The organism is Polaromonas sp. YR568 (genome assembly GCF_943369675.1).
Taxonomy (GTDB): Bacteria; Pseudomonadota; Gammaproteobacteria; order Burkholderiales; family Burkholderiaceae_C; genus Polaromonas.
In genome coordinates this window covers 48383-73959 of sequence record NZ_CALROB020000005.1, presented here as the reverse complement: position 1 = coordinate 73959, position 25577 = coordinate 48383, and the positions used below count along the sequence as shown (strand labels likewise).

General features: G+C 66.9%; 26 protein-coding genes. 10 read left to right on the top strand and 16 right to left on the bottom strand.

Annotation, left to right across the window (positions count from 1 at the left end; genetic code table 11):
- Positions 1 to 4 precede the first annotated feature (4 nt).
- From ACLV8F_RS03945 to gstA, 10 genes are all read right to left on the bottom strand, one after another.
- Entirely contained in the window at positions 5 to 1273 is a 1269-nt protein-coding gene (locus ACLV8F_RS03945; protein WP_411882942.1) for a biosynthetic peptidoglycan transglycosylase, read from the bottom strand.
- Positions 1270 to 1896: a hypothetical protein gene (locus tag ACLV8F_RS03940; protein ID WP_411882941.1), complete on the bottom strand. Its 627-nt coding sequence runs from the start codon at positions 1894 to 1896 to the stop codon at positions 1270 to 1272. Before ACLV8F_RS03940 ends, ACLV8F_RS03945 begins: the two co-directional genes overlap by 4 nt.
- Positions 1889 to 2752, bottom strand: coding sequence for an exosortase Q (gene xrtQ / locus ACLV8F_RS03935; protein WP_411882940.1), 864 nt, complete (start codon positions 2750 to 2752; stop codon positions 1889 to 1891). Before xrtQ ends, ACLV8F_RS03940 begins: the two co-directional genes overlap by 8 nt.
- Before the next feature lie 29 nt (positions 2753 to 2781).
- A complete protein-coding gene (locus ACLV8F_RS03930; RefSeq protein WP_411882939.1) occupies positions 2782 to 4890 on the bottom strand; it encodes a VIT and vWA domain-containing protein in 2109 nt (702 codons plus the stop codon).
- Between the two features lie 135 nt (positions 4891 to 5025).
- Complete coding sequence (creC, locus tag ACLV8F_RS03925; RefSeq protein ID WP_411882938.1) at positions 5026 to 6462, bottom strand: two-component system sensor histidine kinase CreC; 1437 nt, start codon at positions 6460 to 6462, stop codon at positions 5026 to 5028.
- The gene (creB, locus tag ACLV8F_RS03920; RefSeq protein ID WP_411882937.1) at positions 6459 to 7187 is read right to left on the bottom strand and encodes a two-component system response regulator CreB; all 729 of its coding nucleotides are present in this window, start codon (positions 7185 to 7187) and stop codon (positions 6459 to 6461) included. Before creB ends, creC begins: the two co-directional genes overlap by 4 nt.
- Positions 7188 to 7232: 45 nt before the next feature.
- Entirely contained in the window at positions 7233 to 8078 is an 846-nt protein-coding gene (locus ACLV8F_RS03915; RefSeq protein ID WP_411882936.1) for an alpha/beta hydrolase, read from the bottom strand.
- Positions 8066 to 11338 carry an autotransporter domain-containing protein gene (locus tag ACLV8F_RS03910; RefSeq protein WP_411882935.1) on the bottom strand — a complete coding sequence of 1091 codons (3273 nt, stop codon included), beginning with the start codon at positions 11336 to 11338 and terminating at the stop codon, positions 8066 to 8068. Before ACLV8F_RS03910 ends, ACLV8F_RS03915 begins: the two co-directional genes overlap by 13 nt.
- A 186-nt stretch (positions 11339 to 11524) precedes the next feature.
- Positions 11525 to 12631, bottom strand: a complete 1107-nt coding sequence (locus tag ACLV8F_RS03905) for an alkene reductase (protein WP_411882934.1) — start codon at positions 12629 to 12631, stop codon at positions 11525 to 11527.
- Positions 12632 to 12851: 220 nt separating this feature from the next.
- A complete protein-coding gene (gene gstA / locus ACLV8F_RS03900) occupies positions 12852 to 13460 on the bottom strand; it encodes a glutathione transferase GstA (RefSeq protein WP_411882933.1) in 609 nt (202 codons plus the stop codon).
- Positions 13461 to 13587: 127 nt separating this feature from the next.
- Here gstA and ACLV8F_RS03895 point away from each other — a divergent pair, with 127 nt between their 5' ends.
- The 4 genes from ACLV8F_RS03895 to ACLV8F_RS03880 all read left to right on the top strand — a co-directional run bounded on the left by ACLV8F_RS03895 (position 13588) and on the right by ACLV8F_RS03880 (position 16599).
- Positions 13588 to 14943 (top strand): AsmA family protein, encoded by a 1356-nt coding sequence (locus tag ACLV8F_RS03895; protein WP_411882932.1) that lies wholly within the window; start codon positions 13588 to 13590, stop codon positions 14941 to 14943.
- A gap of 245 nt (positions 14944 to 15188) precedes the next feature.
- Entirely contained in the window at positions 15189 to 15374 is a 186-nt protein-coding gene (locus ACLV8F_RS03890) for a DUF1328 family protein (protein ID WP_411881494.1), read from the top strand.
- 12 nt (positions 15375 to 15386) lie between these two features.
- Entirely contained in the window at positions 15387 to 15689 is a 303-nt protein-coding gene (locus tag ACLV8F_RS03885; protein WP_411882931.1) for a hypothetical protein, read from the top strand.
- A gap of 64 nt (positions 15690 to 15753) precedes the next feature.
- A complete protein-coding gene (locus tag ACLV8F_RS03880) occupies positions 15754 to 16599 on the top strand; it encodes a transglutaminase-like domain-containing protein (protein ID WP_411882930.1) in 846 nt (281 codons plus the stop codon).
- A 162-nt stretch (positions 16600 to 16761) separates the two neighbouring features.
- Here ACLV8F_RS03880 and ACLV8F_RS03875 read toward each other — a convergent pair whose 3' ends face one another.
- Positions 16762 to 17658: a bile acid:sodium symporter family protein gene (locus ACLV8F_RS03875; protein WP_411882929.1), complete on the bottom strand. Its 897-nt coding sequence runs from the start codon at positions 17656 to 17658 to the stop codon at positions 16762 to 16764.
- Positions 17655 to 18425 (bottom strand): class II aldolase/adducin family protein, encoded by a 771-nt coding sequence (locus tag ACLV8F_RS03870; RefSeq protein ID WP_411882928.1) that lies wholly within the window; start codon positions 18423 to 18425, stop codon positions 17655 to 17657. Before ACLV8F_RS03870 ends, ACLV8F_RS03875 begins: the two co-directional genes overlap by 4 nt.
- 109 nt (positions 18426 to 18534) lie before the next feature.
- Between ACLV8F_RS03870 and ACLV8F_RS03865 the strand changes: the two genes are divergently transcribed.
- The gene (locus ACLV8F_RS03865) at positions 18535 to 19257 is read left to right on the top strand and encodes a Crp/Fnr family transcriptional regulator (RefSeq protein ID WP_411882927.1); all 723 of its coding nucleotides are present in this window, start codon (positions 18535 to 18537) and stop codon (positions 19255 to 19257) included.
- Here the strand turns inward: ACLV8F_RS03865 and ACLV8F_RS03860 are convergent.
- The 3 genes from ACLV8F_RS03860 to ACLV8F_RS03850 all read right to left on the bottom strand — a co-directional run bounded on the left by ACLV8F_RS03860 (position 19237) and on the right by ACLV8F_RS03850 (position 21015).
- Positions 19237 to 19512, bottom strand: coding sequence for a YkgJ family cysteine cluster protein (locus ACLV8F_RS03860; RefSeq protein ID WP_411882926.1), 276 nt, complete (start codon positions 19510 to 19512; stop codon positions 19237 to 19239). The two genes, ACLV8F_RS03865 and ACLV8F_RS03860, sit on opposite strands and share 21 nt — an antisense overlap.
- Positions 19513 to 19520: 8 nt before the next feature.
- Positions 19521 to 20522: a Bug family tripartite tricarboxylate transporter substrate binding protein gene (locus ACLV8F_RS03855; RefSeq protein WP_411882925.1), complete on the bottom strand. Its 1002-nt coding sequence runs from the start codon at positions 20520 to 20522 to the stop codon at positions 19521 to 19523.
- 106 nt (positions 20523 to 20628) lie between these two features.
- The gene (locus tag ACLV8F_RS03850; protein WP_411882924.1) at positions 20629 to 21015 is read right to left on the bottom strand and encodes a winged helix-turn-helix transcriptional regulator; all 387 of its coding nucleotides are present in this window, start codon (positions 21013 to 21015) and stop codon (positions 20629 to 20631) included.
- Positions 21016 to 21120: 105 nt separating this feature from the next.
- Here ACLV8F_RS03850 and ACLV8F_RS03845 point away from each other — a divergent pair, with 105 nt between their 5' ends.
- On the top strand, positions 21121 to 21444 hold the full coding sequence (locus ACLV8F_RS03845) for a DMT family transporter (protein ID WP_411882923.1): 324 nt from the start codon (positions 21121 to 21123) through the stop codon (positions 21442 to 21444).
- A 4-nt stretch (positions 21445 to 21448) separates the two neighbouring features.
- Here the strand turns inward: ACLV8F_RS03845 and ACLV8F_RS03840 are convergent, their stop codons facing one another.
- Entirely contained in the window at positions 21449 to 22039 is a 591-nt protein-coding gene (locus ACLV8F_RS03840) for an NADPH-dependent FMN reductase (protein ID WP_411882922.1), read from the bottom strand.
- A gap of 99 nt (positions 22040 to 22138) precedes the next feature.
- Between ACLV8F_RS03840 and ACLV8F_RS03835 the strand changes: the two genes are divergently transcribed.
- Genes ACLV8F_RS03835 through rsmG form a run of 4 tightly spaced genes read left to right on the top strand, consistent with a single transcriptional unit; the run spans position 22139 to position 25574 of the window.
- On the top strand, positions 22139 to 22384 hold the full coding sequence (locus ACLV8F_RS03835) for a type II toxin-antitoxin system Phd/YefM family antitoxin (protein ID WP_411882921.1): 246 nt from the start codon (positions 22139 to 22141) through the stop codon (positions 22382 to 22384).
- Entirely contained in the window at positions 22378 to 22875 is a 498-nt protein-coding gene (locus ACLV8F_RS03830; RefSeq protein ID WP_411882920.1) for a type II toxin-antitoxin system VapC family toxin, read from the top strand. Before ACLV8F_RS03835 ends, ACLV8F_RS03830 begins: the two co-directional genes overlap by 7 nt.
- Positions 22876 to 22911: 36 nt before the next feature.
- Positions 22912 to 24897, top strand: coding sequence for a tRNA uridine-5-carboxymethylaminomethyl(34) synthesis enzyme MnmG (gene mnmG / locus ACLV8F_RS03825; protein WP_411882919.1), 1986 nt, complete (start codon positions 22912 to 22914; stop codon positions 24895 to 24897).
- A complete protein-coding gene (gene rsmG, locus ACLV8F_RS03820) occupies positions 24897 to 25574 on the top strand; it encodes a 16S rRNA (guanine(527)-N(7))-methyltransferase RsmG (protein ID WP_411882918.1) in 678 nt (225 codons plus the stop codon). The genes mnmG and rsmG overlap by 1 nt, the downstream gene beginning before the upstream one ends.
- The last annotated feature ends 3 nt before the right edge of the window (positions 25575 to 25577 follow it).

The following is a 25577-nucleotide window of genomic DNA, read 5'->3' as shown; positions in this document are numbered from 1 at the left end:
AACCTCACGGCGCGGCGGCAGGCACCGGCCATGCCAGCCGCGCTGCCTCTTCGGCCAGCCGGATACGCTGCCGGCTCGGCATGGGGCGCATCGCCAGAATCACCCACTGTGTGCGCGCCACGTTGATCTGGCCGGTCTCAGCCCAGCGCCGTGCCTCCATCCCGGGGTTGTGAAGCATGGCGGCCATCCAGGCGGCCTGCGTGGGGCTGAGTTCATGGGCCGCGCGGCCAAAGTAGCGCCTTGACGCGGCCTCGGCGCCGCAAAGACCCGGGCCCCAGGGCGCGTGTGCCAGGTAGAGTTGCAGGATGCGCGGTTTGCCCAGCGTCCGCTCCATTTCGACCGCGTAGAGCAACTCGCGCAGCTTGCGCACGGGGCTGCGCTCGCCGCCGGTGATCAGCAGCTTGGCCAGCTGCTGCGGCAGCGTGCTGCCGCCGCGCTCGATACGGCCGTCTTGCCCCGCGCTCTGGTTGTGCGCCAGTGCGGCGGCGAGTTCGGCCAGGTCAAAGCCGCCATGCTCATAAAACCGCTGGTCTTCGGCGGCCACCACGGCGCGCGCGAGCCAGCTGCCGGTGGTGAGGCGGCCGGCGCTTTTGCCGCAGGCCGAGCGGGCCGTGACCAGCGCTTCGGTACCCAGGCCGCCGACCTGAAAACCTTCGACTTGCGGCACAACGCTGAGGCTCGCGCCCGGCAGGACCAAGGTGGCCTGCAGTGCAAAGCGGCCTTCGATGCGAGCCCGCGCGACTTCAGGAATGGCGGCGCTGAACAGCGCGTAGCCGTCGGCAACAGGCGTCATCGGCAACTGCAGGCGCAGCCGCAGCTGGTCGCGCGCCAGCTCGCCATGCCAGGTGGCGCGCAGCTTGCCGGAGCTTACTTCGCCATCGAGCGAGCCGCCGCGCCGGCGCACGGTGAGCTGCACTTCGTCGAAGGTGAGGGAATCTTTGCCCAGCCCAGGCGCCTGCACCTTGCACGGCGCGCAGCGCAACGCCAGCACCTGGCTGTGGGGCAACCATGTCATGTGAACCGGCCCGGCGCGCGTCCGCAAGGTCCGCCCCTGCAGCAGCGGCCCGACCCACGGAGCGGTGGCCAGCCGGATCAGCGATGGCACACCGGCCTGCAGTTGCACGGGGCCGGCGCGCAGCGGTATGGCCCACTCGCCTGGAAGCGGCGCGAGCACGGCCCTGGCCGCGCCGTAGAGCGCCAGGAGTGCCGCCACCAGCATGGCCAGCACACCCAGCGGCACCCAGACCCACAGGTTTGCCCGGCGGGGCTTCAAAGCGGCCTTGCGACGGTGATGGCTTGCCAGGGGCCTTGCGACCGGCCCATGGCGGCGGACCAGTACCAGGCCGAGGTGTCGGTGAAGCCCTGGCCCTTGGCGTCGACAATGCGTTCGCACACCCTCAGGCGCTGGCCACTGCCGGCTTGCCCGCGCGTGGCTTCAAAGCAGCGCCAGAGCTGCCGCTGGCGATCAAGCTCCAGCTGCTGGGCCGCGATGCGGTAGCCCAGGCCCTGGTAGCAGTCGGCCGCGGGGTGCAGCATGCGTGTCGGCTTGTCGACGCCGCGCAGCACCAGCACCTGCCAGCCTCCCGCATCGATAGACCCGTCGGCGCCGCCGCCCTCCGCAGGCGCTGTTTCGTCGTGGCGCGGCTCGATGGCAAAGCGCGCCAGGCTGCCGGGAAAATTCCGGGCAAAGCGCTGCTCGACTTCGCTGAGCGCCAGTGGCCGCAGCGGCGCACCCTGCCACTGCGCGGGCAGCTCACCGCCGGCGCGTTGCTGCGGCTGCGCCATGCCGGCCGGCCGCGAGAGCACGGCGAAGGCACTCCACAACATGCAGGCCGGCAGCAGCGCAACCCAAAGTGTCTTGTGCAGCACACGGTTGACGAAGCTGTTCTCAAACATGGCGATTCCTTTCGGGGCGGCTCATCACCCAGGCAATGGCGCCGCACACACCGGCCAGCACGAACAGGCCGACGCCTTCATGGGCCCAGCCGGGCAGGTGCCGGCCCGAAGCTTCGGCCGCCACCAGGATGGTGTTGCGCACGATGTTGCCGCCCAGCACCAGCACGCTGACGGCGGGCAGGCGGGTGAAAAAGGCGCGGTTGCCGCGCGCCAGGTAAAGCGTGACCACGCAGGCGGTGAAGTAGCCGAACCAAGCCATCTGCACACCCGAGCAGGGCGCGTCGACGATGACCAGGTGGCCGTCCACACGCAGGCTGGCGCCTCTGCGCTCTACGGCATGGCTGGCCATCAGCAGCCAGCGGCTGGCCTCGGCGGTGATCACGCGCAGCGGAAAACCGGCGTAGAACTGCAGCGAAGCCAGCAGCGGCAAGGCCAGCACCGACAGGCCGAACATGGGCGCCGTCGCTACGGTAGTGGGCAAAAATGCCGCCAGGCCCGCAGCCAGTGCCAGCACTGCCATCAGTGACACCGCCAGCGGCGGCAGCATGCCCTGCATGGCCGTTGCGAGCACCGCGCCGGCAAGCGCCATGGCAAGCCAGCCCAGCGGCGGTGCGGCACGCAGCCTGCGGCGGCTGCGCCAGGCCAGCCACCACAGCGCGGTCAGCGCCAGCAGCCCGAGCGGGTCGTCCGAGCCGTCCTGCATGCGCCTGCCCATCCAGAGCCAGGTCGGCCAGAGGGCGGCGACCAGCAGGGCCAGCCAGACACCGGCCGGCGCGGTGTCGATGCGGATGCCCCAGCGCACGAAGGCGGGCATGCCGACCAGGCGGTGCATGGAGAGAAGGGCAGGCAGCGTCATGGTGTTTCTCCTTGAGGGCCGGGGCATGCTCAGGCGGTGAAGCGGACGGCGCCGTCATGCCGCGCGTTGCGCCGCTGCCGCTCGCGGCGCGCCAGCATGGCCAGCACCGATAGCAGCACGACCACGGCGCCCCAGGTGGCGGGTTCGGGCGTGCCGGGCACTTCAGCGCCTATGGCCAGGTTGCTCACGCCGTGGGGCAGGGGCGACGGCTGGTTCACGGCGGCGGCATCCTGCGGCTGCGTGTTGCGCACCACCTGGTCCACGGCCAGGAAGCTGGTGTACTGGGTCAGCAGGTTGTACTGAAGGCCCAGTTCGGTGATGCGCTGGCGATGGGCGTCACCGCCTTCCAGCGCCTCCTGGTCCGACAGGCCGGCAATGCGGTGGCGTGCCCACAGGTAGCGCAGCGCCGCCATGTCCTGCCCCGCGGCAGCCGACACGGGCACGGCGTTGCGGTAAGGGCCGCTGGCGCCGTGGCCTTCGATAACCACCTGGCTGCCGGCGTTCAACGGGCCGCGCCATTTTCCGAACACCACGACCGGGCGTTCGCCAAGCACATCGGGCAGCTGGGCCGGCTCGACGTCATAGACATCGAGCCCTTCGAAGCGGGCCTTCACGCCGGTGAGCACGGGCGACTCGATCATCTTGCGAAAACGCCTGGCTTCGTCTTGCGCTTCGGACGGCTGCGTGATGATGAAAGGCTGGCCCATGCCGGCACGGGCCAGCCCCTCCATCAGGTGGCGATTCACCGAGGAGCCTATGCCGAAGGAAAAAAGGTTGGCCTGCGAGAGGTTGCGCCGCACCAGCTCGAAAGCTTCACGTTCCACGGAGACGTAGCCGTCGGTGACCACCACCACGGTGCGCGAGACGTCGGCGGCCTTGGGCTCGGCATAAACGCGCTTGAGCGCGGGAATCAGCTCGGTGCTGCCGCCGCCGCCCATCTCGTTGATGGTGCGGATCGCCTGCTCGATATTGGCCTGGGTGGCGGGCACGGACTTAGGGCTGAGAAAGCGGTTGCTGCCGGAAAACAGCATCACGTTGAAGGTGTCGCTGGGGCGCAGGTTGCCGATCAGCTCGCGCAGCAGCACCTTGGCGGTCTCCAGCGGAAAGCCGTGCATCGAGCCCGAGATGTCGACCACGAAGATGTAGTCGCGCGGGTTGATGGTTTGCACCGCGACCTGCTTGGGCGGCTCGATCATGGCCAGGAAGAAGTTTTCGCCGTTGCCCTTATCGCCCTGGTAGAGCATCACGCCCGACTCGATGCGCTCGCCGGCCAGCCGGTAGTCGAGGATGAAGTCGCGGTTGTTGCCGCTTTTCGCGTCGCTGCCGGGGCGCAGCGACACACTGGCGTGCCGGTCGCCTTCCCCGTCTTTTTTCACGTCGACGGCATGGGAATTTGAGCGCACCTCTTTCAGGCCGATCGGCGTGGCGATCTGCACCTTGATGTCGAAGGCGGTGGCGGAATCCTGGCCGGCCGGCAGATAGGGTTTGCTGATCCACTGCGCCTGGGCCTGCTCTGATTGCGGGCTGTTGTAGCGCGGGCCGACCACCGTGGGAAAGACGAACTGGTAGTTGCCCGCCTGCGGCACCAGCAGCTCGGTGTAGCGCAGCTCGACCTTGATGTCGTCGCCCGGCAGGATGTTGGCGACATTCATCTGGAACACATTGGGCAGTTGCTGCTCCAGCAATGCGGCGGTCTTGCCTTCTTTCTTCGCGCTGTCGTATTCGATGCGGGCCTGCTGTTTTTCGCGGATGTTGGCGGTGATCAGCCGGTCGGCCAGGCGCACGTTCATGCCGTAGACGGCGGCGCGGGTCGACCCGGGGAACACATAGCGCGCTTCGATGGCGCGCCGGCCCTCGTTTTTGTAATGCTGCGTCACGGTGACGTCGGCGATGACGCCTGAAATCCGCACGTCGACCTGGGTGGACTTGAGCGGAAGCTGGTCCAGGCCGGGCTCGTCGCTCTTGACGAAGAAGTAGGGGCTTTCGGTTTTTTTCCGAGGTGCCGCACTGTCCCTGGTTTCCTGGGCGCATGCCGGGCGCATCGCCAGGGTGATGAAGCAGGCTGCGGTGGCGACAGTCGCCGTGGCGGCCCACAGCCAGCGCGCCGCGGCCGCATGGGGGGACAGGGTTGGTTCCATAAAAAGCTCCTTGGCAGGCGTGCGACAGTGCACGGAGCCAAGCATCGGCGGCGCCCGGGAAGGCGGTTTGAAGCTTTCGGGAAGCCTGTGTGAAGTTCGCGTGAAAATGCCGTAGGCGTGTGCGGCCGCTGCCGGCTACATGGCCGCGCGCGGCAGCGACAGCGTGGCCAGGGCCCCGCCGCCCGGCGCGTTGGCCAGCTCGATGCGGCCGTGATGAAGCGAGGCGATTTCTTTCACGAAGGCCAGGCCCAGGCCGGTGCTTTTTTTGCGGGAGTGGGGCCGGGCCAGCGAGTAAAACTTTTCGAACACCTTGTCCTGGGCGTATTGCGGGATGCCCTGCCCATGGTCTTGCACCTGGATGCGCACCACGCGCGCGCTGCCGTAGAGCGAGAGGGTAACTTCACCGCCGTCGGGCGAGAAGTCGATGGCGTTGTCCAGCAGGTTGCTGACGGCGCGCCGCAGCAAAAAGGCATCGCCTTCCACGGCGGCGTCTTCCGGCGCATCGACCTTGACGCGGATGCCGCGCGGTGCGGCGGCGTCTTGCGCGGCGCCGGCCAGCTCTTCCAGCAAGGGCTTGAGCGCCACGGGCGACACCTTGTCCAGCGAGCGCCGTGTTTCCAGCGCGGTGAGTTCCATCATCCGGTCCACCATCTCCTGGATGCGCCCGGTCTCGCGGCTGATGTTGGCCAGGAAGCGCTCGCGCTCGGCCTGTGGCATGCCCGGTTCCTGCAGCAGCTCGGCCGCGCCGCGGATGGCCGACAGGGGACTCTTCACTTCGTGGGTCAGCGTCTGCACGTAGTCGGCCACATAGTTGCGCCCAGCCAGGGCATCGCGCATCTCGTCGTAGGCCGCGCCGATCACACCGAGCGCGCGCCGGCCCAGCCGCGGCAGGTTGAGCGAACGCTGGGCCCGCACATAGCGCACATAGTCGGCGATCAGGCCAAAGGGCCGCACCAGCCAGACCGACACAATGACCGCCAGCAGCAGCACCGCGAGCACGGACACCAGGCCGACGTAAAGGGTTTTCTCGCGCGCGGCCGAGACGAACTGCCCAAAACTCGTCACGGGCTTGCCCACCGCCGCAACGCCGATGATCTCGTTGTTCCAGCGGATGGGCGCGCCCACGTACATCACCGAACTGAGCGGGTCGCCTTCGACGTCGGGGGTGGTGCGCGCACCGTAGTCGCCGCGCAGCGTGTAGCTGACGTCGCGCCACTGCGAGAAGTCGGCCCCCGGCGCCTGGCCGAGCGAATGAAACAGCAGCCGGCCCGAGCGGTCGGTGACATAGGCGCGCAACTCGACCCGGGTTTTGGTGACCGAATAGATCTGCGAGAGAAATTTCCGCGCGTAGAGCGATTTGAACAGGGGCTCCAGCCGTGCGGTGTCGATGGCGCCGGCGCGCACGTCCTGCTCGACCAGGGTGGCCAGCAAGTGCGAGCTTTCCACCAGCGACTCTTCAGCGGACTCGCGGTAACGCGGGTCGATGTCCGCCACGACGCGGTACAGCATGAAGGCGATGCCCACCGCATAAATCAGCAGGATGCCGATGAAGATGCGGTTTCTTTTGGTCACGGGGCGGGGAGGTCTTCGGCCAGCGCGTAGCCCGAGCCGCGCGAGGTACGGATGGGCTCGGTGTGCGGCGCCACGGCTTTGAGCTTGGCGCGCAGTGTCTTGATGTGCGCGTCTACCGTGCGGTCCAGGCTGCCGCTGCCGTCTTCCCAGACCTTGTCCAGCAGCTCGTCGCGCGTGTAGACGCGGCCGGGCTTGAGCACCAGCAGGCGCAGGATGCCGTACTCATAGCGCGACAGCTCCAGCGTGCGGCCATAGAAGCGGATCTGGCGTCGCTCTTCGTCGAGCACGAACGGCGCGGCGGTGGCGGCGGATACCGTTGAGGGCCGCGCGGCCGCTGGCGGTGGGCGCACGCTGCGGCGCAGGATGCCGCGCACCCTTGCCACGAGTTCGCGTGGCGAGAAGGGTTTGGCGATGTAGTCGTCGGCGCCGAGCTCCAGGCCGACCACGCGGTCGATCTCGTCGCTGCGGGCCGTCAGGAACAGCATGGGCACATGGGCGCCGCCGGGCAGGGCCTGAAGGCGCTTGAACAATTCAAAGCCGTTGAGGTCGGGCAGGCCCACGTCCAGGATGGCGAGCGCCGGTGTTTCGGCGGCAAATTCCTGCAAAGCCTGCTGGGCCGTGCTGCACCACACCGGCGCGAACCCGTCGGTGGCCAGCACATACTGGATCGTGTCGGCGATGCCGGACTCGTCTTCGACCACAAGGATGCGCGGCTTGTTGAGCATGGGCGCTATCGTAGCGCCTGCGTGCTGCCGCCAAAGCAGCGGGGTTCAGGGTGGCGAAAACCGCTGCCAGGCTTCGGCCCAGCAGCAGGTATGGGTGAACGCCGGAACTTCGATCAGCCTGGGCCTTTCCGCGGCCGCAAAACGATCCACAAAAGGCTGCACGGCGGCCCTGCCGGCCACCCTGTCCTGCTGGCCGACAAAATGGATTTGCCGCAGGCCGCGCAGCGCCGCCCATTCATCGGCGGGGTTGAGCGAACCTTGCAGCGGCGAAAGGCCTTGCGCGCCTGTCCAGGCCTCATGGTCCAGCACGGCAGCCACGGTGACCAGCAGCGAAACATCCTGGCGCCGCGCGGCCAGCAAAGCCGCGACCGCGCCGCCGCCGGAATAACCGACCAGCACCAGCCGCTGCGCACCAAACATCGCCTTGAGTTGCGACAGGCCCTGGTCCATGGCGGCAATGATTTCCGGCGAGAAGCGCGCTTGCGTCCAATGCGAAACGCGGCAGTTGCCGGAAGCCAGTGGCGCATCGAACTGGCAAGGCCGGGCCAGGTAAGCGCTGAGACGATGGCGCTCGGCCAGCGCCAGGCGCAAGGCGATGGGCTCGACAGGCGTCGGGTCGGCGGACGGTGTGCGAGGGTCCAGCCAGGCCAGGCCGTCGCCTTCGATAAAGACCGCGAGTTCGGGCGTTGGTTGTGGCGCGGGGTGCAGCGCCAGCAGGCGGAAGTCACTGGCCGCCAGCGTGCTGGCCTGCCAGCCCGAGGGCGTGGCCAGGGCCAGCGCTGACTGCCGGCGCGCTTCGGGGCTGGTCGTGGCGCAGCCGGCGAGCCCGGCCACCACGGCGAGGGCGGCCAGGAGAACCGTGAGGCGCTTGACGATGTTCAGAACGCCCACATGGCGCGCGCCGACAGCTGGTGGCCCAGGTAACCGGACCTGACTTCGGCGTCGTAGCGCAGCGTGAAGGTCACGCCCTGCGCGCTGACGCTGCGGTAGCCCACGCCCAGCTGCAGCGAATCGCGGCCGGGCTGCACGCCGCCGGCGACAAAGCCCGGGCCGCCGGCGACGAACGAGGCCTTGATGTCCGGCGTGTTGGCGAACTCGTGCAGGTAACGCGCGCGCAGCTGCAGCGAGCTGGTGCCGGACAGCGCCCGTGTGAGCTCGGTGCCGAGCACCGACTGCAGGCTGCTGGCGCTGTTGGAATCCACGCGCTGTGCGGCGACGCTGCCGGTTTCGGTGTAGCCGTCGGTGGCCAGGTAACCGGCGCGGCCGCCGGCCAGCCAGCGGCCCGACCACGAAGCGCCGAGTGTGAAGGGGAAACCCACTTCCACGCGGGCGCCGGCCTGCCAGCCCTTGTAGTCGCCCTTGGCGATTTCGGAGAAACCGGGGAAGGCCACCTGGCGTTCGCTCTTGTAGTTGTTGTAGCCCAGCAGCACCGAGGCGTCGAGCGTCATGTCCGCGCGGTTCTGGCTGAAGTAGCCGACCAGGTTAAAGGCCTTGACGCGCACCTGGTCGCCTTGCGCGGCGTCCTTGCCGTCGGTGCCGGCCTCGGTGTAGGCCAGGGACATGCCCATGAGTTCATTGGCCGAGCGGTCGACCTCCAGGCCGGTGGCCAGGCCGTAGGCGTGCAGCTTGTAGCCGGGGCCGCCGTTGCGCGCATCCTGGCGGCCTTGCCCGCCCGTGCCCTGCAGCCACATGCGGCGGCTGGTATCGCCGCCGGCGGCCAGGCCGGTCTGGCCCTGGGCCAGCGCGCCGTCGCGGCCGGCGTCCATGCGGCTTTCCAGCGAGGAGAAGATGGTGCCCGTGGCGAGCTGCGAGGCCTGCTGGGCGCCACGCGCGGTGTCGGGCGCGATCTGCGCTAGTGCATCGCTGACCGCTTGCGTCGTGGGCAGGGTTTCCAGCGCGGCGAACAGGCTGTTGGCGCCGCCGCTTTGGCCCAGCGCTTCCAGCGCGGCGCCCATGCTTCCCAGGTTGGCCGGCGCGAGGGCGCCCAGTGTGGTGGCGCGCTGCGCGGTCAGCACCAGGTCGTTGCCCGATTTGGCCAGCGTGTAGTTGACCAGCGCGGTATTGGCCACCACCAGGCCGGCGGGCGTGGCGTTCAGGCCGCCGGCGGCGGAGACCAGGGTGTAGGCGCCGCCGGCCACATAGCCGCGCGGGACGGGGCGGATGGTCGCACCGTTGGCGAGGGTAGCGCTGCCGGTGACGCTGATCTTGTCGGAAACGTTGCCACCGCCTATGCCGGCTTCCAGCACGCCGCTTGCGCCTTGCGCGAAGTTGCCGCCGACCGCGATGCTGCGCGGCGCTGTGTCGGTCGCGGCCTTGAAGGTGCCGTTGACCGTGAAGTTGCCGGACAGGGACAGGGCGCCGTTGACCTGCAGCGTCGCGCCGCTGTCGACCTGCACGCCGGCGACCGGGCCCAGGCCGTAGGTGAAGGTGGTGCTGCCGTTGCGGACGATGAAGTTTTCAAAGCCAATGACGGCGCCGGGCGCGAAGGACTGGGTGCCGCCGGTTTCCAGCGTGTCGGTGCCGCTGCCGCCGTCGACCGTGCCGACGATGACGCCGGTGCTGCCGCCATTGAACAACGCGACCGTGTCGTTGCCCGCGCCCATGTCGATGGCCAGGCCATTTTTGCCTTCGATGCGCCCGTAGTTGGTCAGGGTGTCGTCGCCGCCGCCCATCTGGACGGCCGCGGCCGGCGCGGTGCTGGCGCCGAGGTCGACGCGGACCGCGTCCTTGCCGCCGGTGATCACGCCGGTCGCCAAGTTGGTGAGACTGTCGTTGAAGTTGCCGACCAGGCCGATGGCCACGCCCTTCTCGGCGGTGATCGTGCCTTCGTTGGAAATCTTCACGGCGCCGCCGGTGGCCGTGGCGGTGCCGCGCCCGGCCGCGATCGCCGTGCCGTTGGCGCCGTCGTCGACCAGGATGCCCTTGGACTGGCCGAAGATCGTCGCGCCTGCGTGGTTGATGATGGTGCCGCCGCCGGCGGCGATGCCGTCCGCGCCGTTGGGGTTGCCGCCTGAGTCGAAGCCGCCCGCGCCCAGGCCTTCGATGCGGCCGTAGTTTTCGACATAGGCGATGCCGTCGATGTCCACGCCGTCGCCGTCGCCGTTGCTGGTGGTGCGGCCCAGGCCTTCGTGGTCATAGACCTTGCCGGCGCCCGCGTACTTGCCGGTGATGGTGCCGTAGTTGATGACCACGCCGTGGCCGTCCAGGCCCACGCCCGAGCCGTTGTTGCCGGTGAGCACGCCGCCGGCGTAGTTGATGACGACAGGGTTGACGATCTTGACGCCCGAGGTGGTGACGCCGCCGGAGACCCGGTCGAAGGTCACACCGTTGGGGCCGGTGGAGGTCACGATCAGGCGGTCGGCGCCTATCAGGTTGGCGTCGGCCGCGGTGGCGACCGGGTCGCCACCGTCGATGCCGTGGCGCGGGCCGGTGATGCTGCCGTAGTTGAGGATGACGACGTTGGAGCGGGCGTTTTCAATCGCCACGCCGTCGGCCGCCGAGAGGTCGGCGACGCACAGGTTGACGGGCGTCTTCAGGTAGTTCGGGCAGCTGGTGTTGACCACGCCGGTCGAAAAAATGCTGCCGTAGTTGGTCAGCGTGAAGTTGTTGCCCAGGCGTATCGCGTCGTTGGCGTCGGAGCGGATGATGGCGCCGGTGTTGCTTGCCGAGCCGTTGATGATCTGGTTGTTGGTCGAGGTGTAGGCCGCGTCGGCCTTGATGGCGCGGCTGCCGCCCGGCGTCGTGCTGGTCTGCCAGATGGTGCCCTGGTTGTTGATGATGTAGCTGCCGGCGGGGCGGTTCAGCCGTATCACTTCGCCGCCCACGGCGGTGATCACGCCGCCCAGGTTGTTGGTGATGGTGAGGTTGGGCGTGCCGGTGTTCGCGTCTATCGTGCGGCCGGTGCCGGTCTGGCTGATGGTGCCGGAGTTGGTGATGGACGAGGTGCCGGCGTTGACGGTGATGGTGCTCGTCGCACCGCCCACCGACAGGATCCCGCCGCCCAGCACGGTGCCGGCAGCACCCGTGAGGGTCTGTGCGGTGTTGTTGGTGACGCCGGGGTTGACGGTGAACTGGGCATGCGCCGGAATCGCGAAGAGGGCTTGCAAGGCCACGGCGACGGGCAGGAGGCGAAATCGGTACGTTGTTTTCATCAGGGCGCTTTTTGTAACAAAGCGCTGATGGTGAAGGCCGATTGTGACGAAGCGATTAAACGCGGCGAACCGGCCGCTGCCGCAAAGGGTTTGTTGTTCCAGCGATAAAGAGCCAGTGGCAAAAAAGAAAAAAAGGCTGCGGGGTCAAACCCTGCAGCCTTTTTTTGCGGTGAACGCCGGCCGTGATTACGCTGCCAGCGCCGGGTAGTCGGTGTAGCCTTTTTCGCGGCCGCCGTAAAAGGTGTTTTTGTCCGGCGTGTTGAGCGGCGCCTTGGCGCGCAGCCGCTCCACCAGGTCGGGGTTGGCGATGTAAGGCTTGCCGAAGGCGACCAGGTCGGCGCCGTCGGTGATGGCTTTTTCGGCCAGGGCCTGGTCGTAGCCGTTGTTGACCATCCACGCGCCCTTGCCGCCGGCGCTGCGGTAGGCGGCTTTCAGCGCCTTGTAGTCGAATGGGCGGTCTTCGATTTCACGCGGGCCGCCGGTGGCGCCCTCGATGACGTGGATGTAAGACAGGTTCAGGGAAGCAAGCTGTTTGACCACGTATTCAAACAGCGCTTGCGGCGTACTGTCGTTCACGTCGTTGGCCGGGGTGACGGGCGACAGGCGTATGCCGGTTTTGCCGCCGCCGACCGCGTCCGCCACGGCGCGCGTGACTTCCAGCAGCAGGCGGGCGCGGTTTTCAATACTGCCGCCGTAGTCGTCGGTGCGCTTGTTGCTGCCGTCTTTCAGGAACTGGTCCAGCAGGTAGCCGTTGGCGCCGTGGATTTCCACGCCGTCAAAGCCGGCGGTCTCGACCGCATTGCGTGCGGCGGCGGCAAAGGTGTGGACGATGCCCGGAAGTTCGCCGGCGTCCAGCGCGCGCGGTTCGGAGGTTTCAACAAAGGTCGGCACGCCGTCCTCGATCAGCACCGTCTTGGTTTTGGCGGTGATGGCCGAAGGCGCGACCGGCTTGCCGCCTTCAGGCTGCAGTTTGGTGTGCGAGACGCGGCCCACGTGCCACAGCTGTACGACGATCTTGCCGCCTTTTTCATGCACGGCGTGGGTGACTTTTTTCCAGCTGTCGAGCTGCTCGCTGCCGTACAGGCCCGGCACGTCCGAATAGCCCTGGCCCTGGTGGCTGATGGCGGTGGCTTCGGTGATCAGCAGGCCGGCGCTGGCGCGCTGGGCGTAATAGGTTTGCGCGATGTCGGGCGGGATGGCGTTGGGCGAACGGTTGCGCGTGAGCGGCGCCATGACGATGCGGTTGGCCAGCTCAAGGTCGCCGGCTTTGTTGGTGTCGAAGAGGGTAGGCATGGAAAGGTCCTGAAGTCGGGAATGGGGTTGTGAATTTAAAACAGGGCCAGTTTGGCCCTGATCTGATTGGCGTGCCCAACACGGGTTGCTGAATTCATGATAGATGGAGCCCCGCGGACAAAACCGGCGGGGGCCGCGGAACCGGCTTTGCCGGGCCGCAGGCGCCGCCCCCTCGAAGGGGGGAACAGGCTACACGCAGTGAGCCTGGACGGGGGTGGGCTTACTTCGTCAGGCCTTCATGCTTCATGGCCGCCTGCACCGCAGGGCGGGCAGCAACGCGCTCACGGAAAGCCGCCAGGTTGGCAAACCCCGAAATATCCACCCCGACTCGGGGCGCCCAGTTGGTGACGGTGAAGAGGTAAGGATCAGCCACGCTGAAAGCATCGCCCATCAGGTATTGCTTGCCGGCAAGCTGCCCGTCCACCCACTTCAGGCGCGACATCAGCTTGTCGATGACGATGGTCTTGTACTCGGCCGGCGTGGCGGCGTTGAACAGCGGGCTGAAGCCCTTGTGCAGCTCGGTGCCGATGAAGGTCAGCCACGATTGCATCTTGTAGCGCTCCAGCGTGCCGTTGGCGGGCGCGAGTTTTTTCTCGGGCACCTGGTCGGCGATGTACTGCACGATGGCCGGGCCTTCGGCGATGCGCGTGCCATCGTCGAGCTCGAGCAGGGGCACGTAACCCAGGGGGTTGATGGTGTAGTAGTCGGTGCCGTCGTCCAGCTGGTGGGTCTTGGTGGGTGCGGCCACATGCTCGAACTTCAGGCCCGACTCATGCAGCGTGATGTGCGGGGAGAGGGAGCAGGCGCCGGGGGAGTAATAAAGCTTCATGGTGCGTCCTTTGTGTTGCGGGGAAACTGTGCTGTACAGCCCCTGATGCTAGCCGCAACCGGCAATTTTTGCTGCAGGCCGGGACGCCGTTCGCCATTCCCGTGCCGCGCCCCGCCACAATAGCCGCATGGCAAAAGTTTTCAAATGGCTGGTGTTCCTGGCCCTGGGTTTGATGGTGTTGCTGGCGGCGGTGGCGTTCACGCTGCACCGCTGGGTGAGCACCGACGATTTCCGCCAGCGCGTGGAGCGCGAGGCCTCGGCCGCGTTGGGCGTGCCGGTGGCGCTGGACCGCGTCGCGGTGGACGTCTGGCCGCTGCCGGCGGTGGCGCTCAGCGGCATTTCGGTGCAGAGCAAGCCGCCCCTCACGCTGGGGCGCGTGGAGGTGCGGCCGCAGTGGCAGCCGCTGCTCAAGGGCCGGCTGGCGGTGTCCACCCTGCTGGTGCGCAAGGCCGTGCTGCCGCAGCAGGGCATTGACGCGGTCTTGCTGCTGCTGCAAAAGAAAAAAGCCCAGCCCGCGGCCGCCGCTCCCGCGCCAGGCGCACAGGCCGCGGAGGCCGCGCAGGCGCCCACGGACTGGCTGCCGCGCCGCACCGTGCTGGACGAGGTGACCTGGGTCAATGCCACGGGCGCGCGCACCACGGTGAACGCCGAAGCCACGCTGGGCGACGACGGCCTGCCCGACATGGTGTCGCTCAAGCGGGTCCAGGGCAACCTGCAGGGGCTGGAAGCCAGCCTCAAGCGCGAGGAGGCCAAGGAGGCCCAAGCCGGCGCCGCGGGCGATGAATGGGCGCTGCGCGTGGACGTGGGCGGCGGCAAGGTGGAGGGCCGGCTGGGCCTGAAGAAAGTGCCGGTGGGTACTTCGGCGCGCGAAGAGCTGCAGTTGCAGGGCAAGCTGCAGACGCAGGGCGTCGAGGTCTCGGCCTTGACCGCGCCCAGCAAATCCCTGACGGGCCGGCTGGAGGCGACCACGACGCTGAGCGCGCGCGCCGCGACCACGGGCGCGCTGGTCGAGGCGCTGCAAAGCCAGACCACCTTCACGGTGCGCAACGCGGTGCTCAACGGCCTGGACCTGGCCAAGGCGGTCAAGACCATAGGCCTGAGCCGCGGCGGCCAGACGCAGCTGGACACGCTGGCGGGGCAGGTCAGCACGCACGGCAAGGCGGCGCAGCTGAGCAACCTGGTGGCGAGTTCGGGCGCGCTGAGCGCGACCGGCGAGGTCGCCATCTCGCCGGCCAAGGCGCTGAGCGGCCGCGTGAGCGTGAACCTGGCCGGCGATAGCAAGCTGGGCAGCGCCCTGGGCGGCGCGGTGGGCGTGCCGCTGGTGGTGGGCGGCACGCTGGACAAGCCCGAAGTCACGCTGTCGCGCTCGGCCCTGCTGGGCGCGGCCATAGGCACGGTGCTGATGCCCGGCGTGGGCACCGGGGCGGGCGCCGGCGTCGGTGAAAAACTCGGCAACAGCATTCGCGGACTCTTTGGCAAATAAGCCAGTCATTGCGATGAAATAAGGCTGTTTTGCTAGAAAAATCATAGCGAGTGGCAGGAGCTGCGCCCTTGTCCTACAGCGGCAAGCGGGCGCTGCTGATGGGTCGCGGACGCGCGCACTTTTAGCATGGGACATCACCGCGATGGTTCCGTTTACATGGCGCCAACGCGGTGCGCAGACCCCCGGTCTCGCCTGGCGCCATTTGCGCATGCGGCCGGGCCCCTCACCTTCCACAGGAGGCCAAGATGCTCAAGTACGCGATTATTTTTGCCCTGATTTCACTGATTGCCGGCGCCCTCGGTTTCGGCGGCGTGGCGGCGGGCGCGGCCGGTATTGCCAAGATCCTGTTCGGGCTGTTCCTGATCCTCGCCGTCGTGTTCCTGATCCTCGCTGCCCTCGGCGTGGGCGCGGCGAGAAAAGCGCTGAAGTAAATGACGCCTCGCGTGAACCCAGCCAGCGCGGCGCCCACCATGGTGTCGCGCTTCCGGCAGCGGCTGTTCCAGCCGTGGTCGGGGCCGCGCGCCACGGCATCGGCGCCGGATTTGCCGCTGCCCATCGCCAAGCGCAAGCTGGGTTTCCAGGCCAGCATCGCTGAATTCCTGCTCGTCAACCGCCTGCGCGCGCGCCGGCCAGCCGAGCCTTCGGCCGACGTGCTGGAGCGTGCCGCGCGCATTGTTTTTGTGACCTGCCAGAACTGGTTTGCGCCCGCGCCAAACCGGAACGTCAGCCACCGTACCCGCCTCTGAGAGAGGGTGGTTTTGCCCTTTTCTTTATTTGCCCGCCCAGGCTCCTTTCACGACGCCCCGTTTTATGCACACCACCCTGATCGATTTGCTGCTGGAGTATGAAGTCAGCGCACCGTCGCATTTCCTGTTTCACATCGAGACGGCTTTTCATGAAAGCCATCACGCGGTGGAGGAGCGGCTGACCATTACCCCCAGCATGAAGGTGCGTAACTTTTCCGACGAACGCAGCGGGAACCGTTTCATCCGGCTGGACGCGTCCAAGGGGGTGCTGTCGGTCAATTACCACGCGCGCATGGAACTGCATCCGGCGCCGGTGCCGCTGCACCTGGACGAAACGCCGGTGACGGCCGTGCCCGACGAAGTGCTGCGCTACCTGATGCCCAGCCGTTATTGCGAATCCGACGTGATGAGCCGTGCCGCGCAGCAGCTGTTCGGCCATCTGCCGCCCGGCATAAGCCGGGTGCGCGCCATTGAAAACTGGATCCACGACTCGATCGGTTATCTGCCGGGCTTCAGCAATTCCACGACCACCGCGCAAGAGGTGTTTGTGCAGCGCGCGGGCGTCTGCCGTGACTTCGCGCACCTGGGCATCACGATGTGCAGGGCGCTGAACATTCCCGCCCGGCTGGTGGTGGGCTATGTGCATTTCGAGGAACCGCCTGAGGACTTCCATGCCGTGTTTGAAGCCTGGCTGGACGGCCGCTGGGTGATCTTTGACCCGACGCGCATGGCGCCCATAGACCGCCTCGTGCGTGTGGGCACCGGCCGTGACGCCAAGGACGTGGCTTTCGCCACGATTTTCGGCGGCGTGCAGATGCTGCGCAAGGAGCTGACCATCACCGAGGGGGACCTGCTCCCCGCGGGCGCGGGCGACGTGCCGGCACCGGCGCTGTCTGTCGTCGTCGGCTAGGAGCCTGGACGGCAGAAGGCATCGAAGCGAAAAGCGAGCCCAGCGAGGACAGTTTTTGCCGGGTTTGCAGACCCATAGCCGTAGCTATGGGGCAAAAAAGCCGGTGAAAAATGGACCGCTGCGCTCGCTTTGCAGCCGATGCTCCTTCTGCCGCCCAGGCTCCTAGCGCGCCTGCGGGGCCTGCCCCGCCGCAATCCCAGGCGCACCGCGGCGCTTGAGCACCAGCAGCCCGAACAGCGTGGCGGTGATGTACATGCTGAAGGAATAAATCGCCGCCGGCAGCGCCAGCTGGACGTTGTTCAGCACGGCCAGCGCGATGAAGATCGCCAGCGTCGCATTGTGGATGCCGATCTCATAGCTGATGGCGGTGGAAATCGCTTTGTCCAGCCCCGTCGCCCGCGCCACGTAATAACCCGCCAGCAAACTCACGAGGTTGAACGCCAGCACGGCCGGGCCTATGGCCGCGAAGCCGCCGCTGAGCGCCTGCCATTCCTTGACGACCGCACCCACCGCCACGACCACCAGCACGATGATGCTGAAGATCTTGGTCGGGTTCTCGCTGCGCGCGGCCCAGCCCGGCTTGACGGTGCGCAGCCACATGCCGACGGCCACCGGCACCAGCACGATGACGATGACCTCCACCACCTTGCCGAATTGCAGCGGCACCACCTGCCCTGTCTTCGCGAAGGTATTGATGGCCCAGTTGGCGATGACCGGCATGGTGACGATGGACAGCAAGGTGTTGATGGCGGTCAGCGAGATGTTCATGGCCACGTTGCCGCCGAACAGATGGCTGAACAGGTTGGCCGAGATGCCGCCCGGCGAGGCCGCCAGCAGCATCAGCCCCACGGCAAACAGCGGCGGCACATTCAGCAGCACGATGATGGCGTAGCAGGCCACGGGCAGGACTATGACCTGCAGCACCAGCGCGACCACCACGGCTTTGGGGTATTTGAGCAGGCGCGTGAAATCCTCGACCTTGAGCGTCAGGCCCAGGCCCAGCATGACCAGCGCGAGCGCCACGATGAGCAGCTGCGCAACCAGGGGTGAGCCGCTCATGATTTGTAGCTTTCATCGAGTTTGTCGAGCTTGCGGATCAGCGAGGGCCAGACAAAAGCCCCGCCCATGCCGCCGGTCTGCACACGCATGGCCTCGGCCACGCCCTTGACGATGAGCGGGTTGACCTCGGTGAGCGGGCCGCCGGCCTGCGCATCGAGCTGGATGCGGCAGGTGTTCTCGAAGGTGTACATGCTGAGGAAGGCGTCGGCAATCGTCTTGCCCACGACCAGCAGGCCGTGGTTGCGCAGCATCAGGAAGTTGGCGCTGCCGAGGTCGGCCTGCAGGCGCGGCTTTTCGTCGTCGCGAAAGGCCACGCCCTCATAGCCGTGGTAGGCCAGCGAGGCCAGCACAAAGGTGGACTGCTGGCTGATGGGCAGCACGCCGCACTGCTGGGCGCTGACGGCGACGCCGGCGCGCGTGTGCGTGTGCATCACGCAGCCGGCATCGGCGCGCGCCTCGTGCACGGCGCTGTGGATCACAAAGCCGGCCGGGTTCACCGGGAAAGGCGAATCGATGAGCTTGTTGCACTGGCCGTCGACCTTGACCAGGCTGGACGCGGTGATCTCGTCGAACATCAGGCCGTAGGGGTTGATCAGGAAGTGGTGCTTGCCGGCGCCGGAGACCGACTCGGGCAGCTTGGCGCTGATGTGGGTGAAGACCAGGTCGCTCCAGCCGTACAGCGCGGCAAGGCGGTAGCAGGCGGCCAAGTCGCAGCGCAGTTGCCATTCTTCGGCGCTGACGACTTCCTTGAGGGATGGGATATGCATGATTTGTCTCCGTGGCATGTTTGGGGGAAAGGGCGGTCTTGAAGCTGCCTTGTTTGCACGATACGTTGTCGCTTGACGGCGAACTGTCAAAAATTTGACAATTGGCCGCATGCCTATCGTTCCCGCGACACCCTCCCCGCCTGCCCCGCCGTCCCTGATGGACCGCATGTCGGCCAACCCCTGGTTTGGCGCGCTGCCGCTGGCGGACCGCGAGGCGCTGCTCGATTCCGCCGAGCTGCTGCGCCTGCGGCCCGGCGAGATGCTGTTCCGCCAGGGCGATGCGCCCGGCGGCTTTTATGGCCTGCTGGGCGGCCGGCTCAAGATCTCTTCATTGCGTGAGGACGGGCGCGAGGCCATCCTGGTGGTGCTGGAGGCCGGCAACTGGATAGGCGAAATCTCGCTGATGGACGGCGAGCCACGCACCCACGACGCCACAGCCCAGTCGGCGGTGGAAGTGCTGGTGGTGCCGCAACCGGCCTTTGCCGCGCTGATGGAAGGCGCGCCCTTCGCGCGGGCCGTTGCCGGCCTGCTGGCTGCGCGCGTGCGTTCGCTCTACGGCATGCTGGAAGACGCGGCGCTGCGCTCGACACGCGCGCGCGTGGCGCGCCGCCTGCGGCTGCTGGCGCACGGCGACGCCACCCAGGCGCTGAAGGCGCGGCCGGTGGTGCCGGTGTCGCAGGAAGCGCTGGCCATGATGCTGGGCATCAGCCGGCAAACGCTGTCGGTGGAACTCAAGGCCATGGTGGCGCAAGGCGCCATCGCGCTGCGCTACAGATGCATCGAAATTGTCTCGGCGGCGCGGCTGGAAGCTTTAGGCAATATGTCGCGTTAGCGCGGGGCGTGTGTCGTTTTCAAGCTGGGCCAGCCAGCGCATCGCGGCGCCCGCATCGGCGCCGCACATCTCCGCAGCCGGCATGAGCTGCCCGCACACGGCAGGCCGTTCTGGCCGGCCGAAGATCAGGCACTGGTTGGCATCACCCAGCTGCACGCAGCGCACGCCGGCCGGCTTGCCGTTTGGCATGCCGGGAATGGCGGAGCTGATGGACGGCGCGATGCAGCAGGCGCCGCAGCCGGGGCGGCAGTTCATGGTGGCACTCAGTCGGGCTTGATTTTCGCGCGCGCCACCACCTCTTTCCAGCGCGCCTGTTCGGCCTTGATGAAGGCGCCGTACTGCGCGGGCGTGTCGCCCACGGGCTGGGCGGTGTCGCCGCGCAGGCGTTCGGTGGCCTGCGGGTTGCGCATGGCCTTGTTGCAGGCTTCGGCGATCTTGTCGATGGCGGCTTGCGGCATGTTGGCGGGCGCATTGAGGCCGTACCACTGCGTCATTTCAAAACCGGGGTAGCCGCTTTCGGCCACCGTGGGCACGTCGGGCAATTGCGACAGGCGTTCTTTGGTGCCGGTGGCGATGCAGCGCAGCTTGCCGGACTTGATGTGCGCCAGGATGGCGGGCGCGCCCACGCTGGCGGCTTCGAGCCGGCCGGCCAGCAGGTCGGTGAGCTGCGGGCCGGTGCCGCGGTAAGGCACGTGCAGCACAAAGATGTTGGTGGCGACCTTCAGGTACTCAAACGCCAGGTGGCCGGCGCTGCCGTTGCCGGCCGAGCCGTAGTTGAGCTGGCCGGGTTTGGACTTGGCGAGCGCGACGAACTCTTTGAGGTTGTTGGCCGGCACGTTGGCATTGACGACGTAGAGGCTGGGCACCTTGGCCAGCAGCGAGATGGGCTTGAAGTCCCGGTTGGTGTCGAAGGGCAGCTTGTCGAAGATGAAGGGATTGACCGCCATGGTGCCGATGTGGCCCAGGATGATGGTGTGGCCGTCGGTGGAGGCCGCGCATTCCTGCATCGCGATGTTGCCGCTGGCGCCGGGCTTGTTCTCGACAAAGACCGTCTGGCCCAGGCTTTTGGTGAGTTCGTTGGCGGCCGAGCGCGCGACGATTTCCGAGCTGCCGCCGGGTGCGAAGGGCACCAGCAGGCGTATCGGTTTGCTGGGCCAGCCGGCCTGCGCATGCAGCAGCCCGGGAAAGGCCGAGGCCGCGGCGAGCGCGCCGCCGGCCTTGAGGCCGAATTGCAGGGCGCCGCGGCGTGTGTTGGTGTGTTTCATGTTCATGTCTCCGTATCGTTGTCGTGGCGTCCAATATAGGACCGTATGCGTGGGGGCCGGCTACGTGGTTGCGCTAATGAGGCTAACCCTGCCGGCCCGCTGCTCATTACATAAAGGATGCGTCGAAGCGTTCGCGCGCCGTCTTCAGGTTCTGGTGGTTGCGCTCGGCCCAGTTGTCCAGCGGGATCAATGTTTCGCTGAGCGACTGGCCCAGGGCGCTGAGCTGGTATTCGACGTGCGGCGGCACGGTCTGCCTGTCAAACCTGAGCACCAGGCCGTTGCGCACCAGCTCCTTGAGGGTCTGCGTCAGCATTTTTTGCGAGATGCCTTCTATCTTGCGCATCAGCTCGTTGTTGCGCACCGCGCCTTCTGCCAGCGCCGGAATGATGAGCAGCGCCCATTTGCTGGCGACCAGCTCCAGCGCCTGGCGCGATGGGCAGGCCTGGCTAAACACAGTGGAGGAATCGGCGGGGGTGTCGGTGGGAATTGTCATGGTTACCAGAAGGTGCGTACTTGCCTGTGGGTGATCGTAAACCTAAGCTGGCGGCTCTTCAACGTGTTCCACCTTTTCCACCTCTTCTCCCAAGAAAGACTCCCGATGGCCTGGTTTTATCTACTCGCCGCAAGCATTGTCGAAATCGCGATGGCCCTGCTCCTCAAATCCTCGCAGGGCTGGACCCGGCTCTGGCCCAGCGTGCTGGGCATCGCCGCGGCGGGCGCCAGCATTTTCTTTTTGACGCATGCCGTCAAGACCTTGCCGGTGGGCACGGCCTACGCGATCTGGACCGGCATTGGCTCGGTCGGCGTGACGCTGATCGGCATCCTGTGGATGGGCGAAAGCGCCTCGCCACTGCGCCTTACTTGCGTGGCGCTGGTGGTGGCCGGCATGGTGGGCTTGCGCCTGCTGGACGGCGCTGCGTGAGGACCTAGGTCGCCAGCCGCGCGCTGGCAAACAGCACCTGGTCGATCACGGCCTGCACGTTCTTCACATGCGCTTCGTTGCCCATTTTTCCGTCGACGTCAAACGCATCGGCGGCGCGGCCCAGGGCAAAGGCCTTGGGCGCGACCCAGCACTGCGCGTTGAGCAGCAGCGGGACCAGATGGCTTTGCGAGCGCAGGCCGCCCAGCGCGCCGGGCGAGGCGCTGAGCACGCCCACGACCTTGCCGCTAAAGGACTTGAAACCCTCGTGCCAGGCCGGGTCGCTCTTGACGGGGCTGGACGCCCAGTCGATGGTGTTCTTGAGCAGCGCGGTGTAGCTGCCGTTGTATTCGGGCGAGCAGATGATCCAGGCCGGGTGCTCGTACATGATCTGCTTGAGCCTGATGACGTCGGGTGGCGTGCCCTTGGCTTCCAGGTCGGCGTTGTACATGGGGATGTCGAAGTCGGCCAGCTCGATGTGGGTGACCTCGGCGCCCGCAGCGCGCGCCAGCGCGGCCGCGACATGGGCCAGCTTGCGGTTGTAGGAGTTCTGGCGTGTGCTGCCGGCGAAGATGAGGAGTTTTTGGGGGGCGGTCATGGGGTGATTTCACCACAGGGTGTGGGGTGAAGCGCCAGCTATCACGCTTGCACGCCGGCAATCCCGCTAAAATGTACAAAACCTATCAATTTGTACAAAATGCACACCATTGCCCTAAGTGAATTTCGCGCCAATGCTTCCGCCATGATCGACCTGGTAGAGCAAGGCGAGACCGTGCGCATACTGCGGCACGGCAAGCCGGTGGCCGAGCTGGTGCCCTTGAAGGCCGAAGCGGACACCGCCAAAATCCCCAGTTGGAAAACGCCGTTTGAGCCCGTGGTCCTGCCGCCCGGCGTGTCGCTGTCACAGGCGGTGCTGGACGAGCGGAATGAATCGCCATGGTGAAAAAAGCGCAGGCGGCTTATGCGGCGCAGGCCACGGGCACGGCCACCCGGGTGGTGGCGCGCGACGGCGAGGCGCGGCTGATGTTCGACGCGTCGGCACTGACCAAGCGCTACGCCAGCGAAACCGGGCGCGACCGCGTACTGATGTTGTTTGAGGCGGCCAGCGAGTTGCTGGTCGCGGCGCATTGCAAGACCGAGGTGGCTTCCGCCCTGCTGCGGCGCCGGCGCGACGGCAGCCTGCCGGCCCCCGAGTTTGACCGGGCCTGGGCGGCGGCGCAGCGCGACGTGGCCGACATGACTTTGGTGCCGCTGGACGAGCATGTCGAGCGCTTTGCCTTTGCGGCGATGGAGCACGGCCCCTTGCGCGGCATGGACGCCCTGCATGTGGGCAGCGCGCTGGCCAGCCGGGTAGACCTGTTCGTCACGGCGGACAGGCGCCAGGCGCAGGTGGCGCGCGGCATGGGCCTGGCCACGGAATTGATAGAGAGTTAATGCTTAGTAGCCGGTCGGAAGACCTGAAGGTTGGATATGTTTTACCCCCAAGAATTTGACGTGATCGTGGTCGGCGGCGGCCATGCCGGCACCGAGGCCGCCCTGGCTTCCGCCCGCATGGGCTGCAAGACTTTGCTGTTGTCGCACAACATCGAGACGCTGGGCCAGATGAGCTGCAACCCCTCGATAGGCGGCATCGGCAAGGGCCACCTGGTCAAGGAAGTGGACGCCCTGGGCGGCGCAATGGCGCTGGCCACCGATGAAGGCGGCATCCAGTTCCGCATCCTCAACAGCTCCAAGGGCCCGGCCGTGCGCGCCACCCGGGCGCAGGCCGACCGCATTCTTTATAAGGCCGCCATCCGCCGCAAGCTGGAGAACCAGCCCAACCTGTGGCTGTTCCAGCAGGCGGTCGACGACCTGATGGTGGAAGGCGACCGCGTGGTCGGCGCCGTCACCCAGGTCGGCATCAAGTTCCGTTCGCGCACCGTGGTGCTGACGGCCGGGACTTTCCTGGACGGCAAGATCCACGTCGGGCTCAACAATTACGCGGCGGGCCGGGCGGGCGACCCGCCCGCGGTGTCGCTGTCCAGCCGGCTCAAGGAACTCAAGCTGCCGCAAGGCCGGCTCAAGACCGGCACGCCGCCGCGCATAGACGGCCGCAGCATCGACTTCAGCAAGTGCACCGAGCAACCCGGCGACGGCATGCCCGGCGGCATCGAAGGTCCGGTGCCGGTGTTCAGCTTTATGGGCGGCGGCATTGCCCACCCCAAGCAAATGTCCTGCTGGATCACCCATACCAATGAGCGCACCCACGACATCATCCGCTCGGGTTTTGACCGCAGCCCCATGTTCACCGGCAAGATAGACGGCATCGGCCCGCGCTACTGCCCCAGCGTGGAAGACAAGATCAACCGCTTCGCCGACAAGGACAGCCACCAGATTTTCCTGGAGCCCGAGGGCCTGACCACCCACGAGATCTACCCCAACGGCATCTCGACCAGCCTGCCCTTCGACATCCAGTACGAACTGGTGCGCTCCATGGCCGGCATGGAGAACGCCCACATCCTGCGGCCCGGCTACGCCATCGAGTACGACTACTTCGACCCGCGGGCGCTCAAATCGAGCTTTGAAACCCGGGCGATTGGCGGCCTGTTCTTCGCCGGGCAGATCAACGGCACCACCGGTTATGAAGAGGCGGCGGCACAGGGCCTGTTTGCCGGCGTCAATGCTGCCCTGCAATGCCAGGGCAAAGATGCCTGGCTGCCGGCACGCAACGAGGCTTACCTGGGCGTGCTGGTCGACGACCTGATCACCAAGGGCGTGACCGAGCCTTACCGAATGTTCACCAGCCGGGCCGAGTTCCGCCTGATGCTGCGCGAGGACAACGCCGACATGCGCCTGACCGAAAAAGGCCGGGAGCTGGGCCTGGTCGACGACGCCCGCTGGGATGCCTTCAACCGCAAGCGCGACACTGTTTCACGTGAAACAGCCCGGCTCCGGGCCATCTGGGTCAACCCCAACAACCTGCCGGCGGCCGAGGCCGAGCGTGTGCTGGGCAAGACCATAGAGCGCGAGTACAACCTGCTGGACCTGCTGCGCCGCCCCGACGTGAACTACGCCGGGCTGATGTCGCTGGAGGAAGGCAAGTACGCCAACCCTGAACTGGCAGCCGAAGCGGCGGCCAGCGACGACATGGCCAAAAGCGTGATCGAACAGATCGAAATCACGGCCAAGTACGCGGGCTACATCGACCTGCAAAAGACCGAGGTCGAGCGGGCCTCCCACTACGAAAACCTCAAGCTGCCGGCCGACCTGGATTACCTGCAGGTCACGGCCCTGAGTTTTGAGGCCCGCCAGACCCTGTCCAAACACCGGCCCGAAACCCTGGGATTGGCCTCACGCATCTCGGGCATCACGCCGGCGACCGTGTCCTTGTTGCTCGTGCACCTGAAAAAGAATCTGTGGAAAAACACGGTTCCGCTGCAGGCGGCCGACGCCTCCACCGAAAAAGCCCAAGCCTGATGCGGGCCGGGGAACAGGAATTGCGCGCTGGCCTGAAGGCGCTGCAACTGGATTTGGGCGATGCCCAGGTCGGCCAGCTGCTGGACTACCAGGACCTGATCGGCAAATGGACCAAGGTTTACAACCTCACCGCCGTGCGCGACCCGGCGGAAATGATGACCCACCACCTGCTGGACAGCCTGGCCGCGGTGTTGCCCTTGCGGCGGCATCTGCAAAAAGCCGGGCTGCAACAAGGTGCCCGCCTGTTGGATGTCGGGTCCGGCGCCGGCCTTCCGGGCGTGGTCATTGCCATCTGCTGCCCGGAAGTGGTCGTGACCTGCGTGGACACGGTCGCCAAAAAGGCCGCCTTCATCAAGCAGGCGTCACTGGCGCTCAAGCTGCCAAACCTCTCGGGGCTGCATGCCCGGGTCGAAACCATCACCTCGCCCTTTGAGGTGATCTGCTCCCGGGCCTTTGCCTCGCTGGTCGACTTCACCAATTGGTCGACCGACGCGCTGGCGCCCCAAGGCGCCTGGATGGCCATGAAGGGCAAGCACCCGGCCGACGAAATTGCCGCCTTGCCAGCCGGGGCGGAAGTGTTTCACGTGGAACAACTGCAGGTGCCGGGGCTCAACGCGGAGCGCTGCATTGTCTGGATGCGGGCCAAGGCCGGCGCCGCAGCCGAAAACCAGGCCTGAAAT

What these genes read in the sequence shown, in the direction of transcription:
- ACLV8F_RS03860 (WP_411882926.1), bottom strand. Translation starts at nt 19,512, where the DNA reads ATGAACTGCCGCCCCGGCTGCGGCGCCTGCTGCATCGCGCCGTCCATC.
- ACLV8F_RS03870 (WP_411882928.1), bottom strand. Translation starts at nt 18,425, where the DNA reads ATGCATATCCCATCCCTCAAGGAAGTCGTCAGCGCCGAAGAATGGCAA.
- ACLV8F_RS03905 (WP_411882934.1), bottom strand. Translation starts at nt 12,631, where the DNA reads ATGCCTACCCTCTTCGACACCAACAAAGCCGGCGACCTTGAGCTGGCC.
- creB (WP_411882937.1), bottom strand. Translation starts at nt 7,187, where the DNA reads ATGCTCAACAAGCCGCGCATCCTTGTGGTCGAAGACGAGTCCGGCATC.
- ACLV8F_RS03850 (WP_411882924.1), bottom strand. Translation starts at nt 21,015, where the DNA reads ATGACAATTCCCACCGACACCCCCGCCGATTCCTCCACTGTGTTTAGC.
- ACLV8F_RS03835 (WP_411882921.1), top strand. Translation starts at nt 22,139, where the DNA reads ATGCACACCATTGCCCTAAGTGAATTTCGCGCCAATGCTTCCGCCATG.
- ACLV8F_RS03895 (WP_411882932.1), top strand. Translation starts at nt 13,588, where the DNA reads ATGGCAAAAGTTTTCAAATGGCTGGTGTTCCTGGCCCTGGGTTTGATG.
- xrtQ (WP_411882940.1), bottom strand. Translation starts at nt 2,752, where the DNA reads ATGACGCTGCCTGCCCTTCTCTCCATGCACCGCCTGGTCGGCATGCCC.
- ACLV8F_RS03830 (WP_411882920.1), top strand. Translation starts at nt 22,378, where the DNA reads ATGGTGAAAAAAGCGCAGGCGGCTTATGCGGCGCAGGCCACGGGCACG.
- ACLV8F_RS03845 (WP_411882923.1), top strand. Translation starts at nt 21,121, where the DNA reads ATGGCCTGGTTTTATCTACTCGCCGCAAGCATTGTCGAAATCGCGATG.
- ACLV8F_RS03940 (WP_411882941.1), bottom strand. Translation starts at nt 1,896, where the DNA reads ATGTTTGAGAACAGCTTCGTCAACCGTGTGCTGCACAAGACACTTTGG.
- rsmG (WP_411882918.1), top strand. Translation starts at nt 24,897, where the DNA reads ATGCGGGCCGGGGAACAGGAATTGCGCGCTGGCCTGAAGGCGCTGCAA.
- ACLV8F_RS03875 (WP_411882929.1), bottom strand. Translation starts at nt 17,658, where the DNA reads ATGAGCGGCTCACCCCTGGTTGCGCAGCTGCTCATCGTGGCGCTCGCG.
- ACLV8F_RS03855 (WP_411882925.1), bottom strand. Translation starts at nt 20,522, where the DNA reads ATGAAACACACCAACACACGCCGCGGCGCCCTGCAATTCGGCCTCAAG.
- ACLV8F_RS03890 (WP_411881494.1), top strand. Translation starts at nt 15,189, where the DNA reads ATGCTCAAGTACGCGATTATTTTTGCCCTGATTTCACTGATTGCCGGC.
- mnmG (WP_411882919.1), top strand. Translation starts at nt 22,912, where the DNA reads ATGTTTTACCCCCAAGAATTTGACGTGATCGTGGTCGGCGGCGGCCAT.
- ACLV8F_RS03865 (WP_411882927.1), top strand. Translation starts at nt 18,535, where the DNA reads ATGCCTATCGTTCCCGCGACACCCTCCCCGCCTGCCCCGCCGTCCCTG.
- gstA (WP_411882933.1), bottom strand. Translation starts at nt 13,460, where the DNA reads ATGAAGCTTTATTACTCCCCCGGCGCCTGCTCCCTCTCCCCGCACATC.
- ACLV8F_RS03880 (WP_411882930.1), top strand. Translation starts at nt 15,754, where the DNA reads ATGCACACCACCCTGATCGATTTGCTGCTGGAGTATGAAGTCAGCGCA.
- ACLV8F_RS03910 (WP_411882935.1), bottom strand. Translation starts at nt 11,338, where the DNA reads ATGAAAACAACGTACCGATTTCGCCTCCTGCCCGTCGCCGTGGCCTTG.
- ACLV8F_RS03930 (WP_411882939.1), bottom strand. Translation starts at nt 4,890, where the DNA reads ATGGAACCAACCCTGTCCCCCCATGCGGCCGCGGCGCGCTGGCTGTGG.
- ACLV8F_RS03840 (WP_411882922.1), bottom strand. Translation starts at nt 22,039, where the DNA reads ATGACCGCCCCCCAAAAACTCCTCATCTTCGCCGGCAGCACACGCCAG.